The sequence below is a fragment of the Geodermatophilus obscurus DSM 43160 genome, from assembly GCF_000025345.1.
Lineage (GTDB): Bacteria > Actinomycetota > Actinomycetes > Mycobacteriales > Geodermatophilaceae > Geodermatophilus > Geodermatophilus obscurus.
Genome location: NC_013757.1, coordinates 1457068 through 1472987, shown reverse-complemented (window position 1 = coordinate 1472987; position 15920 = coordinate 1457068). Strand labels below are relative to the sequence as shown.

General features: G+C 71.2%; 16 protein-coding genes. 10 read left to right on the top strand and 6 right to left on the bottom strand.

Annotated elements, in window-relative coordinates:
• Nucleotides 1-83 precede the first annotated feature (83 nt).
• The 9 genes from GOBS_RS06995 to GOBS_RS06950 all read left to right on the top strand — a co-directional run bounded on the left by GOBS_RS06995 (nt 84) and on the right by GOBS_RS06950 (nt 9071).
• Nucleotides 84-710: a biliverdin-producing heme oxygenase gene (locus GOBS_RS06995; RefSeq protein ID WP_012947592.1), complete on the top strand. Its 627-nt coding sequence runs from the start codon at nt 84-86 to the stop codon at nt 708-710.
• Nucleotides 707-3019 (top strand): SpoIIE family protein phosphatase, encoded by a 2313-nt coding sequence (locus tag GOBS_RS06990; RefSeq protein ID WP_012947591.1) that lies wholly within the window; start codon nt 707-709, stop codon nt 3017-3019. Before GOBS_RS06995 ends, GOBS_RS06990 begins: the two co-directional genes overlap by 4 nt.
• An 890-nt stretch (nt 3020-3909) precedes the next feature.
• The gene (locus tag GOBS_RS06985) at nt 3910-4668 is read left to right on the top strand and encodes an alpha/beta fold hydrolase (protein ID WP_208104406.1); all 759 of its coding nucleotides are present in this window, start codon (nt 3910-3912) and stop codon (nt 4666-4668) included.
• A gap of 212 nt (nt 4669-4880) precedes the next feature.
• Nucleotides 4881-5444: a dihydrofolate reductase family protein gene (locus GOBS_RS06980; protein WP_012947589.1), complete on the top strand. Its 564-nt coding sequence runs from the start codon at nt 4881-4883 to the stop codon at nt 5442-5444.
• A 301-nt stretch (nt 5445-5745) separates the two neighbouring features.
• Complete coding sequence (locus GOBS_RS06975; protein ID WP_012947588.1) at nt 5746-5979, top strand: helix-turn-helix transcriptional regulator; 234 nt, start codon at nt 5746-5748, stop codon at nt 5977-5979.
• The gene (locus GOBS_RS06970) at nt 5976-6521 is read left to right on the top strand and encodes a hypothetical protein (RefSeq protein ID WP_012947587.1); all 546 of its coding nucleotides are present in this window, start codon (nt 5976-5978) and stop codon (nt 6519-6521) included. Before GOBS_RS06975 ends, GOBS_RS06970 begins: the two co-directional genes overlap by 4 nt.
• A 661-nt stretch (nt 6522-7182) precedes the next feature.
• A complete protein-coding gene (locus GOBS_RS06965; RefSeq protein ID WP_012947586.1) occupies nt 7183-7671 on the top strand; it encodes a hypothetical protein in 489 nt (162 codons plus the stop codon).
• A 5-nt stretch (nt 7672-7676) separates the two neighbouring features.
• Entirely contained in the window at nt 7677-7997 is a 321-nt protein-coding gene (locus GOBS_RS06960) for a transcriptional regulator (protein ID WP_012947585.1), read from the top strand.
• Between the two features lie 543 nt (nt 7998-8540).
• Nucleotides 8541-9071 (top strand): OsmC family protein, encoded by a 531-nt coding sequence (locus GOBS_RS06950; protein WP_243697660.1) that lies wholly within the window; start codon nt 8541-8543, stop codon nt 9069-9071.
• 44 nt (nt 9072-9115) lie between these two features.
• On the opposite strand, the gene GOBS_RS29245 is transcribed toward GOBS_RS06950, so the two are convergent.
• A complete protein-coding gene (locus GOBS_RS29245) occupies nt 9116-9250 on the bottom strand; it encodes a hypothetical protein (protein ID WP_012947583.1) in 135 nt (44 codons plus the stop codon).
• 219 nt (nt 9251-9469) lie between these two features.
• Between GOBS_RS29245 and GOBS_RS27195 the strand changes: the two genes are divergently transcribed.
• Nucleotides 9470-9946: a DUF6933 domain-containing protein gene (locus GOBS_RS27195; protein WP_166487318.1), complete on the top strand. Its 477-nt coding sequence runs from the start codon at nt 9470-9472 to the stop codon at nt 9944-9946.
• Here GOBS_RS27195 and GOBS_RS06945 read toward each other — a convergent pair.
• The 5 genes from GOBS_RS06945 to GOBS_RS06920 form a co-directional block, all read right to left on the bottom strand.
• Nucleotides 9903-10433, bottom strand: a complete 531-nt coding sequence (locus GOBS_RS06945) for a phosphoribosyltransferase (protein ID WP_012947582.1) — start codon at nt 10431-10433, stop codon at nt 9903-9905. The genes GOBS_RS27195 and GOBS_RS06945 overlap by 44 nt on opposite strands.
• Before the next feature lie 83 nt (nt 10434-10516).
• Nucleotides 10517-11104, bottom strand: coding sequence for a class I SAM-dependent methyltransferase (locus GOBS_RS06940; RefSeq protein WP_081448994.1), 588 nt, complete (start codon nt 11102-11104; stop codon nt 10517-10519).
• 376 nt (nt 11105-11480) lie between these two features.
• A complete protein-coding gene (gene fxsT / locus GOBS_RS06935) occupies nt 11481-14060 on the bottom strand; it encodes an FxSxx-COOH system tetratricopeptide repeat protein (protein WP_012947580.1) in 2580 nt (859 codons plus the stop codon).
• A 223-nt stretch (nt 14061-14283) separates the two neighbouring features.
• A protein-coding gene (locus tag GOBS_RS25280) for an IS5 family transposase (protein ID WP_012946970.1) occupies nt 14284-15116 on the bottom strand; the annotation gives its coding sequence in 2 pieces (ribosomal slippage) (nt 14284-14757 and nt 14760-15116; 831 coding nt in all).
• A gap of 372 nt (nt 15117-15488) precedes the next feature.
• On the bottom strand, nt 15489-15896 hold the full coding sequence (locus tag GOBS_RS06920; protein WP_012947579.1) for a nuclear transport factor 2 family protein: 408 nt from the start codon (nt 15894-15896) through the stop codon (nt 15489-15491).
• Between the last annotated feature and the right edge of the window lie 24 nt (nt 15897-15920).

Here is a 15920-nt window from a genome sequence, read left to right as displayed (position 1 = left end):
CCGTCGACCGCGCCGTGACCGGCCTCACACCCCCCGTTCAGCTCGCGCCACCGCGGCGGGAGTCGCCTAGTCTCGGAACCGGTATGGGTGCTGGATCCGAGGCGTCGCCTCGACACGCGGCGGGCGCCGACGTCCTCGCCGAACTGCGCACGGCCACGGCCGTCGAGCACGAGCAGGTGGAGTCCACCCTCGGGCTCATGGACCCGCGGCTGGGCCGCGACCGGCTGGTCGCCGTCCTCACCCGGCTGCACGCCTTCTGGACCGCCGCCGAGGCCGGCCTGGACGCCTGGGCCGGCCGCCACCCGGGCGATGCCGAGACCGTCGCCTGGTCGCGGCGGCGCCGCGCCCACCTGTTCGCCGAGGACCTGCGCGCCCTGGGCGCCGAGCCGGACGCCGGGGGGCGACCCGAGCTGCCCGCCGTCGAGGACACCGACCAGGCCCTGGGCCGGCTCTACGTCCTGGAGGGCTCCACGCTCGGCGGCACGTTCATCGCCCGCCACCTCGCCACCCTGCCCACCCTCGGACCCGGCGTCCGACTGGGCGCCTTCTCCCCCTACGGCGCCGAGACCGGTGCCATGTGGCACGCCTACCGCCGGGTGACCCGGGAGCAGGTCGCCACGGGCGGCGACGCCGGCCGGGTGGTCGCGGCCGCGCGGGCCACCTTCACCGCGCTGGCCGCCTGGTGCACGCCGGTCGGGGCGCCCGCATGACCGGCTCCGAGACCGACCTGCTGCCGGCGGGGACGCCGGTCGACCTGTCCAACTGCGAGCGCGAGCCGATCCACGTGCCCGGCAGCATCCAGCCGCGCGGGGTGCTGCTGGCGGTGAGCGAGCCCGACCTCGTCGTCGTGCAGGTGTCGGAGAACCTCGCCGACCTGGTCGGCGTCGACCCCTCCGACGCCCTCGGCCGGCGGCTGCCCGAGGTCCTCGGGGTGGCCGCGGCCGGGGCGGTGGCCCGGTCGGCCAGCGCCTTCGGCGACCTGCGCGAGCGCAACCCGGTGGAGGTCACCCTCGACGTCGAGGGGAGTCCGGTGCCGGTCGACGCGCTGCTGCACCGCGCCGTCGTCGGCCCGGACGACGGCGTCAGCCCGCCGACGGCGCTTCTGGTCGTCGAGCTCGAGCCGGCGCGCGGCCCCCGCCCGTTCTCGTTCCCGAACACCTACCAGGCGGTGCGCGGCACGGTCGGCGAGCTGAACCGCGCGACCTCGCTGCAGGAGCTCTACGACATCACCGCGCAGGCGGTGCGCGAGCTGACCGGCTTCGACCGCGTGATGGTCTACCGCTACGACGCCGACTACAACGGCGAGGTCGTGGCCGAGGCGAAGGCCGAGGAGCTCAACTCCTTCCTCGGCCTGCACTACCCGGCCTCCGACATCCCGGCCCAGGCGCGGGCGCTGTACGAGAAGAACTGGATCCGGCTGATCTCCGACGTCGACTACCGGCCGGTGCCGCTGCGCCCGGCGCTGGTGCCCTCCACCGGGCAGCCGCTGGACATGACCTTCTCCACGCTGCGCAGCGTCTCGCCTATCCACGTCGAGTACCTGCAGAACATGGGCGTGCGCGCCTCCATGTCGGTCTCCCTGCTGCGCGACGACAGGCTGTGGGGCCTCATCGCCTGCCACCACTACTCCGGTCCGCACGCCCCGCCCTACGCGACCCGGGCGGCCGCGGAGTTCCTCGGCTCCACGCTCTCGCTGCGCCTGGTCGACCGCGCCGAGGAGGGCGAGGTGCACCGCGCGCTGCAGGTGCGCTCGACGCTGGCCTGGCTGACCACCGCGACCCTCGACGAGGACCGCCCGCTCGCCGACACGCTGCTCGGCTCGCCCGACCTGCTCGACCTGCTGCCGGCCGACGGCGTCGCGGTGCACCTGCAGGGCCACCGCGGCAGCCGCGGCACGCCGCTGCCCGAGGCCACCGCCGGGGCGATCGCGGCCTGGGCCGCCGCCCGCCACGAGGACGTCGTCGCCACCGACTCACTGCCCCGGCACGCCGCGGAACTGCAGGTGTCGTGCGAGGTGGCCTGCGGGGTGCTCGTGCTGCCGCTGCCCGACGGCCAGTACGTGCTGTGGCACCGTGCCGAGGCCCGGCGCACGGTCGACTGGGGCGGCGACCCGCACAACAAGGCGATCGCCGAGCGCGAGGGCGACTCGGTGCGGCTGAGCCCGCGCAAGAGCTTCGAGCGGTGGCAGGAGACGGTCCGCGACCGCTCCGAACCGTGGACCGCGCAGGAGCTGGCCGAGGTCGGCGAGCTGCGCACCCACCTGCTGGAGGCGCTGTACGCGCGCAGCCGCAGCATCGTCCGCGCCGCGGAGACGCTGCAGCGCTCGATGCTCACCGCGCCGCCGGAGTCCCCGCGCCTGCAGGTCGCGGTGCGGTACGTGCCCGCCGCCCGCGAGGCCCAGGTCGGCGGCGACTGGTACGACGTCTTCGAGCAGCCCGACGGGTCGACCTTCGTCGTCATCGGCGACGTCGTCGGCCACGACACCGCGGCCGCCGCCGACATGGCCCAGCTGCGCGGGCTGCTGCGCGGCATCGCCTACGACAGCGCGGACGGCCCGGCCACCGTCCTGCGCCGGCTGGACTTCGCCGTCGCCGGCCTCGGGCCGCACGCCATGGCCACGGTCCTGGTCGGCCGGCTGACGCCGGACCCGGAGACCGGCGGCGCCCGGCTGCGCTGGTCCAGCGCCGGGCACCTGCCGCCGCTGCTCGTCGAACCGGGGGACGACGTGCTGACCCTGACCACGCCCCGCGCCGAACTGCTGCTGGGCGTGGACCCGGCCGCGCGGCGCACCGAGTCCGAGGCGCTGCTCGAGCCGGGCTCGACGCTGCTGCTCTACACCGACGGCCTCGTCGAGCGGCGCGACCAGGTCTTCGACATCGGCGTGGAGCGGCTGGCCGGCGAGCTGGTCGCCGTCCGGGACCGCCCGCTCGAGGCGGCCGCCGACGAGCTGATCGGCCGGATGCTCCGCGACGGCGCGGAGGACGACGTGGCGCTGGTCGCCGTCCGGCTGCGCGGCTGAGGACCCCGTCCTCCTCACCGTTCGCAGGCTCACGGTGAGCCTCTGGACGGGCCGGGCCCGTGGGTCTGCGCCGACGAGGACTGCTCCACACCCGTCCCGGTTGACGCCCCTCTGCGGGAAACAGTGACCGGGCGGGTCCTGCGGACGCGCCTCCCGCGCCGTCGACCTGTCGGCCGAGTGCTCGGTGAGCCCTCGCCTCGCGGGACAGGGCTGCGGGTCGGGTGGATCAGCCCGGAAGCGGGTCGCCCATGGCGGCCCTCTGGGGAGACCGCCAGCCAGCCGCCGGCGGCGACACCGGGCCGCGAAGGAAGGGGGCGGCCTGCCCCCGCCTCCATCTGTCGTCGTGGTGCGGCCACTGGTCGATGTACCAGTCTGCGGATCGCAGCTTGTACGACACGCATGCGCGCCAACCCTCGGCTCCGACCAGTTCCGTGTGCAGCGGGTGGACGGGCCAGGTCATCCCTTCACGCGGCTCGCCTGGGGCAGCGGGCGGATGACTTCGGACGCGGGGGCGGTTCAGCTCAGTCGGCGTAGCGGACGGTGAAGGAGGTGCCCCGTCGTCGGCTGGCGAAGACGTTGACCGGAGACACTGCAACGTAGACGACGCCGCTCGGCGCCGTCCCGGTGCCTGACGAACAATGCCTCCGATTCGACCGCACGTCCGTTAGGGGATCCTCTATGGGACGCTCCCTGCCGGTCCGTCCAGTTGGCCGGAGGCAGCCGTAGCCGGTTCGCCGACGGAGTCCCGACACCAACCCGGCGGGCTGTACCGGATCGAGGGCGATACGACCGGACTCGAGCCCTGCGAGGATCGTCGGGTGCGACTTGAGCACACCTTCGCCTGGCGAGGACGTCGAGTGCGATGGGATGCCTGGGGCGATGGTCTACCCGTGGTGTTCTGCCACGGCACCCCATGGTCCTCGGCGCTCTGGCACCCGTTCGCCGATGCGCTGAGCTCCCGGTTCCGGGTCCACCTGTGGGACATGCCCGGCTACGGACAGTCCTCGATGGAGGCCGAGCACCGCGTCTCCCTCGACGTGCAAGGCGAGCTGCTCTCCGATCTCATCGGCTACTGGGGACTGGACCGGCCACATCTCATCGCCCACGACTACGGCGGGGCCGTTGCACTGCGCGCACACCTGCTCCACGGCGCGCTCTACAGCTCCCTGGCCCTGGTCGACGTCGTGGCGCTTGCGCCGTGGGGCTCGGAGTTCTTCCGTCTGGTACGCGACAACGCTGAGGTCTTCGCCGCCTTGCCGGCTGCCGTGCACGAGGGCGTGGTGCGCGCGTACATCGAGGGAGCCAGCCACCGCGGCCTCGACGAGCGCCAAACGCGCATGCTGGTTGAGCCGTGGCTCGGATCGCTGGGCCAGGCAGCGTTCTATCGACAGATCGCTCAGGCTGACCAGACCTACACCGACGAGGTCCAGCCGCTGTACGGCTCACTGGCGCTCCCGGTCCTGGTCACCTGGGGCGTCGAGGACACCTGGATTCCGGTCGACAGGGCTCATTCCCTGGCCGAGGCGATACCCGGGGCCCGCCTGCAGCTCGTCCCGGGTGCGGGGCATCTGATCCAGATGGACGCTCCCGAGAGTCTTGCCACCGTCCTGCATGGTTGGCTCGTCGAGCAGCAACAGCGCCGGGCCTGAGTGAGGCCACACCGCTTCCCGCAGCCGGATCCCCTGCGGGACCCCGGCGCCGCGAGGATCGAGCCGCCGGGAAGGTGCCGTAGCGGGTTCCCCTCCGTACGCAGCATCCGCTTGGCGCGGTGGTCAACCGGCCCTCGGTGTGGTCTGACCGATCAATTTTCCGCGCCGTGTTCGTCTGATCAGCCGAATACCGACTCACGGGAGGCTCCGCCATGCGGACACTGACCTTTCGCATGAACCTGAGCGTGGACGGCTACATCGCCGCGCCCGGCGACGACCTCGGCTGGAGCGTGCCGAGCGACGAGCTGTTTCAGTGGTGGTCCGACCGGGTGGGGGCGACGGGCCTGGCGCTGTACGGGCGCAGACTGTGGGAGACGATGAGCTCCCACTGGCCGACCGCCGACCAGCAGCCTGGCGCCACACCGGCGCAGATCCAGTTCGCCCGCCGCTGGCGGGACATGCCGAAGGTGGTGTTCTCCTCGACGACCAGCGCGGTCGACTGGAACGCCCGCCTGGTCACCGGCGACGCGGTCACCGAGATCACCCGGCTCAAGACTGAGGATGGCGGTCCCATGGACGTCGGCGGCGCCACCCTCGCCGCGGCGGCCATGCGGGCCGGGCTGATCGACGAGTACGCGATCGTCACCCACCCGGTCCTGGTGGGCGGCGGCACGCCGTTCTTCACAACCCTGGACAACTGGGTGAACCTGAGCCTGGTGGAGACCCGGACGTTTCCCGACGGCGTGCTCCTGACCAGGTACGAGGCCAGGCGGTGAATGCCCGACCTCGGATCGGCGCGGGCTCGGGCACCCAACGATCTCGTGGCCGTTGAGGGATCCCTTGCGGGACGGCAGCCAGCTGGTCACCTGGCAGTCCTCCGGTGCGCCGGTAGCCGTTTTCCTTGCGGTGATGGCAACGTGACGCAAACAGCGTTGCCGGGACCAGTCGGTCGCCGCACGCCCGATACTGCCGCGATGCCGCGGCTCGCCTCACGTCCATCGACGATCAGGGGCGAGCACTCCTTCCGCGCGTCAAGGGCCCTTGACACTGGATGTCAATTATCCTTAACATGAGGCCGTGGTTCCCCACGAGTCCATCACCGCCGCGGCAAGCCCGGTGCGAGAGCGCCGTAAGGAACGGCGCATCACCCAAGCCGAGCTCGCCGAGCAGGTTGGCGTGAGCCGGCAGACGATTATCGCCGTCGAACAGGGCGACTACGCCCCGTCGGTCTACCTCGCGCTGCGGATCGCCCGCGTCCTGGGCGGAACCGTCGAAGAGTTCTTCACCGAGGAGACGGGAGACGTCAGATGACGCGCAGACGGAACGTGCTGGACCGGGTGGCGGAGCGGGTCATGGACCTCGACAGCCCGGCCTACGGCGACGAGCGGGAACGAGCCGTGTTCATGGAGTCGAATTCCTTCGGACTGACAAGCGGGTTCTACGTCGGGCTCCTGGGCGCCGTCGTCGCCTCGATCTTCGGGCTCGTGCTGCTGCCGGCCGCGCTGCTGGTTATGACCATCCTTCCAGCGGCCGCGGCCTTGTGGTATGCGAGACGGCGCGGCGTCGACCTGCAGAAGCTGGCCGAGAACGCTGGCGCCAGGTCGACGATGATTGGCATCGTCGTCTACGGCGCGGCGGGGGTCCTGACCTTTGCCGCGATGACGTACACCGTCTTCACGGGCCAGCCAGTGCTGCCGGTCCCGCCGCTCGGGGTGACCCCCGGGCAGGGATTCATGGGCGGTATGGCACAGGGCGCCGTCGTCGGCGGAATGCTCGGCGGGGCCGCGGCGATCGTCGGAGGCGTTCACAGCTATCGACGGGCAAACCGTCGCCGGCAGACATCCGGCTGCTGAGGATGGGCGGACGCCGACGGCACCGGGCGCGTTCGACCTCGCCGGCCACCGGATAAAGCACATCTTGGCCGTACGGAACACGATGCGACCCCAACTGGACGCAGAGGCCGGCGAAAAGCATGTCTTGACTCCGACGCCACGGGGCCAGAAAGCTCGACGACCGGTCCCGTTCGCGGGCACGTCCCGGACACCCCTCGCTAAGTTGCCGCACGACTCGAGGTGGCAGCGCTCGGCCACCGAGTAACCTCGAGCGCGTCCGGCGGGCCCTGCACGATGGGGCCGACAGCCTGTTGCTCCGCGCCTGACCTACACGGCCTCCACGTCGGCACGTATCCGGGGTCGGCCCTATCGAGGACGGACCCGTCGGCTCCTCGTCGGTCGACAAGGAGCCGATCACAGCAGCCCGTGAGCGGCGCTGATTGCCACGATAAGCCGTCCGGGCGTCTCCGAGTCCCGTAGGCGGATCGGCTACCGCTGTGCCTGACGAGCTAGTGGTCAGCCCTTGCCGTCTGTCCCGCAGGCAATCTAGCTACGACGAACTCGCCACTGGCGGTTCCTCAGCAAGGGGGTGCAGCTGGCGTCCGCTGGACGCACCGCCGCCGTGCAGGACCAGCTTATCCGCGGGCTTGCCGTCATGGCAACCCAGCTGTAGGTTGCCGACATGGCAAGCGTGCCGCCCATGACCCCGGAATCCGCGCGATCCAGCCTGCAAGAGCTGACCTCCGCCCGAGAGCACATAGCCAACCGGATCACCTCGCCGTGGTGGTACCGAGTAGGCGCAGGCCTGTGCGTGGCCTCCGGGTTCGTCGGGATGAGCCTGCTCATGGGGAATTCCGGCCCAGGCCCCGACGGCGACAGCTATCCGGCGGGAAACCTGCTGATCGCGCTGGCGTGCTGCATCATGCCCTGCGTACTGATGTGGGCTATGCGCCGCTCTACTGGCGTCTCCATCAACCGCTACGGGCCAGGAACACCGGGCCGCTACGACGCCATCACATTCTTGCTGCTCGCCGTCGCCTTCGTTCTACAAGCGTGGCTGAGCGTGCCGTTCGCCGTGGCCGCCGCCGGTGTCGGGGCCTTCGTCCTCGCTTACGCCAAAGAGCGGCAAATCGACGCCTTGCTCCGCGAACGGGTGCGGAAAGGGAAATAACGTCGGTGCCGCAGCCCCGCTTCGACGAACTGATCCACGCCCCCAACCGCCTACAGATCTGCGCAATGCTCGCACCAGTCGATGCCCTGGACTTCACCACCGTGCGCGAAGCCCTGGGCATCAGCGACTACGTCCTCAGCAAACATGTCCGAATACTCGTAGATGCAGGTTACCTGAGCACGTCCAAGAAACTTCATGCAACCCGCACCCGCACCTGGCTCTCCCTCACCGACACCGGCCGCTCAGCCCTGAACGGACACCTGGCCGAACTCCGCCGCATCGCCGCGACCGCCACCGTCTGGCCACCGCCGTCCTCTGTGTCCTGACCGTGCCTATGGCCAGATGATCGGCCCTCACCGCACGAGCTGAGCCCACCCCACACGAGGAGCCCACACCGGGCGCCGCTGACGTCCTCAGACCAGCACGTCGGGCGATCACCGCCAGGCATCCCCTGCCGGACACCGTCCAGCTACTCCGCCGACCGCCTCTGGCGTGTCAGTAGACGTTCCTCCATCGAGACGGCATCGTGGCCGCGAATGGAACTGCTGAAATGCGCCATGCGGTCGACGACGTGTCGCTCCGCGTGAAGGAGCGCCGCAGGTGGATACGACGCATGCGGAGCAGAATGCGCAAGGTTGACAGGTCCCTGGGTGGCCCTGACGACCCACCCAAGGACGGCGAGCGGGCCGGGCCGTTGCTCGACCTGAGCGAGCCGGACCTGGACTTCGTGGCGCTGGCTACCGGCATGGGCCTGCTGGCCACCCGGGCGACGACGGCGGAGAAGCTGGCCGACCAGCTGCGGCGGGCACTGGCCGAGCCCGGCTCGCACCTGATCCAGGCGGTGCTGCGCACGAACCGATCGCGCCCGCATGCGCACCGCGGTGTTCATCCGCGCCCCGACAGCCACTGCGGTGCGCATCGCAGTGCTTCCGTGGCCCATGGACGCCACCGCACTGCGCGAGCTGAAGGCCCCGCTGAAGCGGAGGTACCGCGACGACCCGGAGTCCGCTCGGGCGCACCTGCACGCCGAGGCCGACTTCTCCGACGCGGGCATCACCTGCACCGTGCAGACCTGGGCCGACACCCGGGCCGGTTTCCACCCGTTCACCGGTGGGGACGGCAGCGACGCCTGCTCCGGCGACATGCTGTTGCATGACCTGCTGGCCTGTGCCGGCGTGACGATGCGCAGCGTCGCGACAGCGATGGGCATCGACATCCGCAACGGCCGGCTCCGGGCGAGCACCGAGATGGACGCCCGCGGCACGCTCGGCGTCTCCCGGAAGGCGCCCGTGAGGCTCGGCGACATCCAGGTCGTGGCGGAGCTGACCGAGCGCTACTGCGTCGCCCAGAGCCTGGCCCGGCCGCCGCACCTCATTATCCGGCGGGCAGCCGAGGAGTAGCCGCAACCCGCCGGTCGGTCGCCCGTCCGGCGGGCGCGGGAACCCTACTTCTTGCCGTGGGTCAGGTTCTCCATCTGCGAGGTGTGGTCGCTCTTTGCTTTCTTGTCGAGGCGCTTCTCCTTGATCGACTTGCCGTGCGGCTTCTTGGCGTTCGTCTGTTTCGGGGACTTGTCACCCATGGTGTGCGCTCCCTCGTCGGAAACCCGAGCGGCTCCGTGCGCCGGACGCTACGCCGGCGGAGACGGTTCCCGGCGAGTCGTGGACGCCGCTAACCGGCGCCCGGGGGACGGCGGGGCGGGACCGAGTGCCGGGACCGGCTGTCACGCTGGGCGAGACGTCGACGACAGTGCTCGGGGCCTGGTATGCCACCGTGCTGCGGTGGCGCCGCCCGCGCGCTGTTGGTCAACGAGCTGACGCTGCTGCCGCTCGTCATGCCGCTGACCCCTGCGAGGACGCGGCTAACCCGATTTCCGGACGCGCTCGCTGAACTGCTATCCGCGCACCGAGTCCCCGCGCAACTGATCGAGGCCGAACGGGTCCAGGCCCTTGATCACCGGCTGGCCGCTACGGCCAACCGCAGCCTGGTCGGCGTGATGAACGAGTTCGCCTACCTCGCCGACCTCGACCGTGCGGAGAACCTCGATCTGATGCGCCTGTCCATACGGCTGGCCACGACCCCATGCAGGAACTCGCGGCTCTCATCGCCGGACTTCAAGAGACTGGACAACCCGGCTCGCAACCTGACGCGCCCTGAGGTCCCACAAGGAATCCCCTGCGAGACACCGGCGGCCGGCTGCTCCGGCCTTCTTGAACGTCGCCGTAGCGGGTTGGCTACCGGGCCGGTCCAAGCTCCTCGGCTCGGGCGACCGCCGTGACGTCACCCAGGCGGCCTCTCGCTGCAGCCGGGAGCTGATCGACGAGGGGGGCAACCCCGAGAAACGTCGCGCCGGCGGATTCGACCAGTCGGCGCGCGGCCCAAGCTTGGCTGCCCTGCTCGGCCCAGTCGTCGACCAGCACGACCCTGTCCTCAGGACTCAGGACGCCCTGCATCCGGAGCTGGTGGCGACGTCCGCGGTAGTCGGCGTCCGAGTCGACGACGTGCTTCGGTTCGGGAAGTAGGCCTCCGGGCTTGCGAATCGCCACGAAGCCGACCCCCAGGGCGACTGCGGTGGCTCCGCCGAGGACGAAGCCGCGCGACTCGATCCCGACCACCCGGGTGACTCCGCGGCCGCGCCAGGGCTCAACCAGACCGTCGAGCACCGCGGCGAACGCCTCAGCGTCGGCGAAGACCCGCCACATGTCGGCGTGGCCGCCCTCCCACCGGAAGTGGGTCATCAGCGCGTCATGCGCAGCAGTAGTCATCAGCATCCATCTTCGGGCAGCGCTGCCGCCTGACCCGGAGTCGGTCCGCAGCGGGATCGCTGACCGAGCCAGTCGGGTGGGGGTCAGCTTGGCCGCCGAGCGGCGAGGACCACCTGGGCCGGGAGAGCGGGGGCCGATGGAGCTGCAGGAGTCGGCGGCAGCCGCAGCTCGGCAACCGGCTGGAGGCCGGCCTGAGAAAGCAGGCCGGCCAGTTGCTGGGGCTGCCACAGATGGGTCGTCCAGGTGACGGGCATGCCGTAGACCTCGGTGCGCTCGATGTCGCCGTCGCCTACGTGCGTTCCCACCAGGAGCTGCCCACCAGGAACCAGCGCCCGGGCGAACGAGGCGAGCACGTCGGGCAGCACGGTGCGGGGCAGGTTGAACAGCGACCACCAGCCAAGGACACCACCGAGGGATGCCTCGGCCAGGTGGAGGTCGGTGGCGGAGGCGATGGCGAACCGCAGTGCAGGGTGCAGCCGGCGGGCGTGCGCGATCATCCGCGGCGACAGGTCGACACCGGACACGTCGAGGCCCAGCCCCGCGAGGTGGGCGGTGACCGTTCCCGGGCCACAGCCGACGTCGAGCACTGGCCCGAGGGCGCGGACATCTTCAGCGAACGCTCCAAGGGCGGCGCGCAGCCACGGGGCCGGCACCAGGTCACCGACGTTCATCGCAACGTAGTTGTCGGCTACCCGGTCATAGGACGCCCGAACGAGTTGCAGATCCGCGGGCTGCTCAACCGAGTCACACACGAAGGCCGAGGTTAGAGGCTCATCAGGGCTGACCCGCCAGTTGCAGGTGCCCGCGTGTCACCGTTTGGGGATCGTCTGTGGGACACGGGGTGCGGTCTGCTCGGGATGGTGTCCACTCGCCGTGGACGGAACGCCGAGCTGGTGCGTGTCGCGACCGCGTGGCGGTAGTCCTGGCCCTTCGCTTGCAGAAAGCGCCAGAGCGACACGCCGCTAGGACAGCGCTCGGCCCATCAGATGTAGGGCCGAGGCGGCCGTGCCCGCGGAAGGATCCAGGGCCCTGGCAGCCATGGAACGCTCACAGCGGCTGACTCGGGTGGTCCTCAGCGGCATCGTCACGGAGCTGGAGCTGGCCGCTGCTGGCGGCCTGGGTCAGGTACAGCGTGACCGGATTGTCCGCGCCGAGCGCCCGGCGGCTGCGCTGCAGGGCGTCCCTCCCCAGGGCGCGGGCCGCCTTCGCCTCGCCCAGCCGGGCCAGGGCGAGGGTCAGGCCGGTCGCCGCCATCAGGGTGGTCGGGTGGTCCGGGGCCAGCGCCCGGCGGCAGCGCTGCACGGTGTCCTCCCCCAGGGTGCGGGCCGGCTCCGCCTCGCCCAGCCGGGCCAGGGCGAGGGTCAGGCCGGTCGCCAACCACAGGGTGATCGGGTGGTCCGGGCCCAGCGCCCGGCGGCAGCGCTGCACGGTGTCCTCCCCCAGGGCGCGGGCCGGCTCCGCCTCACCCACCCAGACCAGGGCGAGGGTCAGGGCGGTCGCCACCCATAGGGTTCTGGGGTGGTCCGGGCCCAGCGCCCGGCGGCAGCGCTGCAGGGTGTCCTCCCCCAGGGCGCGGGCCGGCTCCGCCTCACCCACCAAGACCAGGGCGAGGGTCAGGGCGGTCGCCGCCCATAGGGTGACCGGATGGTCGCGGCCGAACCCCCGGCGGCTGCGCTGCACGGTGTCTTCCCCCAGGGCGCGGGCCGGTTCCGCCTCACCCAGCAGGCCCAGGGCGAGGGTCAGGCCGCTCGCCGCATCTAGAGTGATCCGGTGGTCTGGGCCGAACACCCGGCGGCAGCGCTGCACGGTGTCTTCCCCCAGGGCGCGGGCCGGCTCCGCCTCGCCCAGGTGAACCAGGGCGCTGGTGAGCCTGGTCGCGGCGGTCAAGGTATCGGGATGGTCAGGGCCGAGGACCGCCCGCCAGCGGTCAAGCAGCGGTTCGCCAACAGTCCGGCTGGCGTGAATGTCGCCGTGGGCCTGCAGATAACGGATGGTGTCCAGAACGAGTCGCCGGCCGGCGGATGAGCGGTCACTCAGGGGGGCAGTGGCCAGCATGTGCGGGGCGAGCTGGGCGTAGGTGGGCCAGCTGGCCGGATCGTCATCGTCCGGGTTGGTGGGGGCGGCGGCGGCGAGCAGCGCGACCACCCGCTGGGCGGTGGTCTGCTGTCGGTCGAGCGGAAGTTGCTGGCGGATCACCGCCTGCACGAGCCGGTGGATCTGGAAGCCGCCGGGGTGGCGGCGGGCCAGGGAGTAGCCGACCAGCGCGCCGACGGTGTCGGCCAGCGCGTCGGGGTCGGCGGCGGTGCTGCGCAGCGGCACCTCCAGCAACGCGGAGTGCTCGGTGAACAGGTGGAGCGGGATGGGTTCTGGGGCGAGGAAGGCGGCCAGTCCCAGCAGCTGGACCGCGGCCGGGTCCTCACAGCTGAGTCGCTCCAGGGACAGCGCCCAGGCGGTGTCGAGCCGCCCCGAGTAGCCAACCACGTCGCCGCGGGCCAGCAGGCCGGCCCGGCGGGTGCGAAAGCGGCGCAGGTAATCCGCCGCGGGCAGGTCGGTCTGCTCCAGGTAGCCGACGGCCTGCGCCGCGGCGAGCGGCAGGTCACCCAGCTCGGCGGCGAGCTTGTCGGCCAGCTCCTCACCCAGGCCCGGGATCCGGGCCCGCAGCAGCGCGATCGTCTCCGCCCGGTTCAACACGTCGACCTCCAGCCGGCCACCGAGGGCACCCCAGCCGGGGTTGCGGGAGGTGATCAGCAGATGTCCTGGCCCGCCGGGCTGGTAGGCGGCGATGTCGGCCGGCCGTTCGGCGTTGTCGAACACCAGCAGCCAACGGTCCCGGTGGCGCAGCTCGGCGAGCAGCCGGTCGACGGTGGCGGCCACCGTCGACCCGGCGGCAAGGTCCAGGCTCTCGGCGAGCCGAGCGAGCTGTTCGGGGATCAGCACTGGTTGTTCGGCGTCGATCCACCAGATGAGGTCGTAGTCGGCGGCGAACCGGTGTGCGTACTCGATGGCCAGCTGGGTCTTGCCCACCCCGCCCAGCCCGTAGAGCGCCTGCACCACCAGCGTGCCCTCGCCGGCGTGCAGCCGTCGGCGCAGCTCGGTGAGCATGCCGTCCCGGCCGGTGAACCGCGGATTGCGCGGCGGCACCTTCCACACCGCCGGTAGCGCACCGGCGAACCCCGGCTTCTCCGCAGGCACCGGCTCGGTCCTCGGGAACGGCGGCGCGTTCACCGGCCGGCCACCGGCCAGCCGGGCCCGTAACCGGGCGGCCGCGGTGGCCTCATCCAGGCCGGTCAGATCCACGATTATCAGTGGCGCGTACAGCGTAGGCAGGGTGACCGGTTCAACCAGCACGGGCACGATCCGCCCCGCTGACTGCTGCGCGAAGGCCGCGCGCAGCTCCGCGCCGCTGAAGGTGCTCGAGAAGTAGGCCGAGGTGCACACCGCCAGCAGCCGATCGGCCCGCTGCAGTGCCTCCTGCATGCGGGCAACGAAGTCCTCACCCGGCACCCAGTCCCACACGTCCAGCTCGACGCTGTAGCCGGCCTGCTGCAGCTGCCAGGCCAGCCACTCCGCCCACCCGGTGTCTCGGCCGGCGTGACTGATAAAGAAATCGGTTCCCCGATCACTCACGCATCAGCCATACACCCATCACCCGGCGTACGCGCGACTCAGCGCTGCTGGTCCTGCACACCGGACGGTTGCGCGCCGCAGCAGTTCGGTGTCCCAGGTGTCGTGAAGCCCCCTCCCGAGACAGGTCAGATGCCTCAGTCCGCCATCACCGCACAGGGATCCCCTGAGGGACACCGGCGCGGGACCACAGGGACCGCTCGAACGTCGCCGCTAAGAAGACGTTTCAATAGTTCGTCGTTAGGCGGCGGGCACAGATCAGGGTGACGGCCAGTCGGGCCAGCGCGGTGATCGTTGTGGCGGTGCGGTCGTAGCGCAGCGCGAGGCGTTTGTAGGACAGCAGCCAGCCGAGAGTGCGCTCCACGACCCAGCGGTGCCGGCCCAGTCGGGCGCTGGAGTCCCGGCCGATGCGGGCGATCCGGGCGGTGATCCCGCGGCGGCGTAGGTAGCGGCGCACCCGCGGAACGTCGTAGCCCTTGTCGCCGTGCAGCTTGACCGGCCGCCGGCGCGGGTGACCGCGGCCGCCACGGCGGATCGCCGGCATCGAGTCCAGGATCGGCTCGACCAGCATGCTGTCGTGTCGGTTCGCGCCCGAGACGAGCACGTTGAGCGGCAGCCCGCCGGCGTCGACGAGCAGGTGATACTTGCTGCCGGCCTTGCCGCGGTCGGTGGGGTTCGGCCCGGTCAGCTCACCCCCCTTTTCGCCCGGACGCTGACCGAGTCCAGGCTGGCCCGGGACCAGTCCAGCTGCCCTTGTTCGCCGAGCCGGTCCAGCACCGCCCGGTGCAGCTGGTCGAAGAGCCCGGCCTCGGCCCACTCGCGCATCCGCCGCCAGCACGTCACACCCGAGCCGTAGCCCAGCTCGGTGGGCAGCTTGGTCCAGCCGATGCCGGTGGACAGCACGAAGGCGATGCCTTCGAGCACGTCCCGATCACCGGTGCGGGGCCGCCCGGTGCGGCCATGCACCGCCGGCGGCGGAGGCGGGATCAGCGGCTCGACCAGCGCCCACAGCTCGTCACTGATCAGCCGCGGCGGCGGGGAAGACACCGACGACGACATGCCCGGCAGCCTGCGCCGCCTCGTCGCCGGCGACCAGAGCCCGACGACCTACTTTCGAAACGTCTTCTAAGGGTTCCCCATTCGGACAGCAAATTCACGGCGTCGATCTGCGCGCCGGACTCATGATTGCCGGCCTGCCGCCCGACCTCTAGGCCGGGCTCGTCGACGACGGCGTTGCCACCTGCACTGAACGCCTCGAGGCAACCGACGTCACGCTCGTCGCGACCGACACCGACCGGACCTGGGGATCCGGAAGTACGAAGCTCGAGGGGGCGGTGTCGGCCATCGTCGCCTGGCTGACCCGTGGCGACGCCTCGGGCCTCTCCGGACAGGTGCCCTCATTCGCCGCCTGGCTCTGAGCCTGCAGCGCGGTCAGTCCGGCACTCTCGCGGTCTGGCGCATCGTCTCGTCGATGTCCGCACCGCCCTGCTCGACGATCTCCATGTACAGCCGTCCCCAGGTGATCAGGCCGTCGTCGCGAAGGCCGAAGATGACGACCCCCCGCTCGTTGAAGTCCGACCCGTCGGCGTGATGGCCGAGGAACTCCCACTCCGAGCAGGACGTCGTCCCATCGTCCAGATAGGCGCGCACGTCGACCCTGAGGTCCGGGACTCCGGCGAACAGGGTGCTCCAGTTCTTGCGCACCTGATCCTTGCCGCCGAAGCCCCGGTTGGGATGCGCGGGTTGTTCGCTGCGGTACTCGGGCGCGATCAACTCGACCATAGCGTCCACGTTGTGGGCGTTCACGGCGTCGCGCAGGCGGGCGATCGTCTCGTGCATGCCCGCCCCCTCGTCGGATATGCC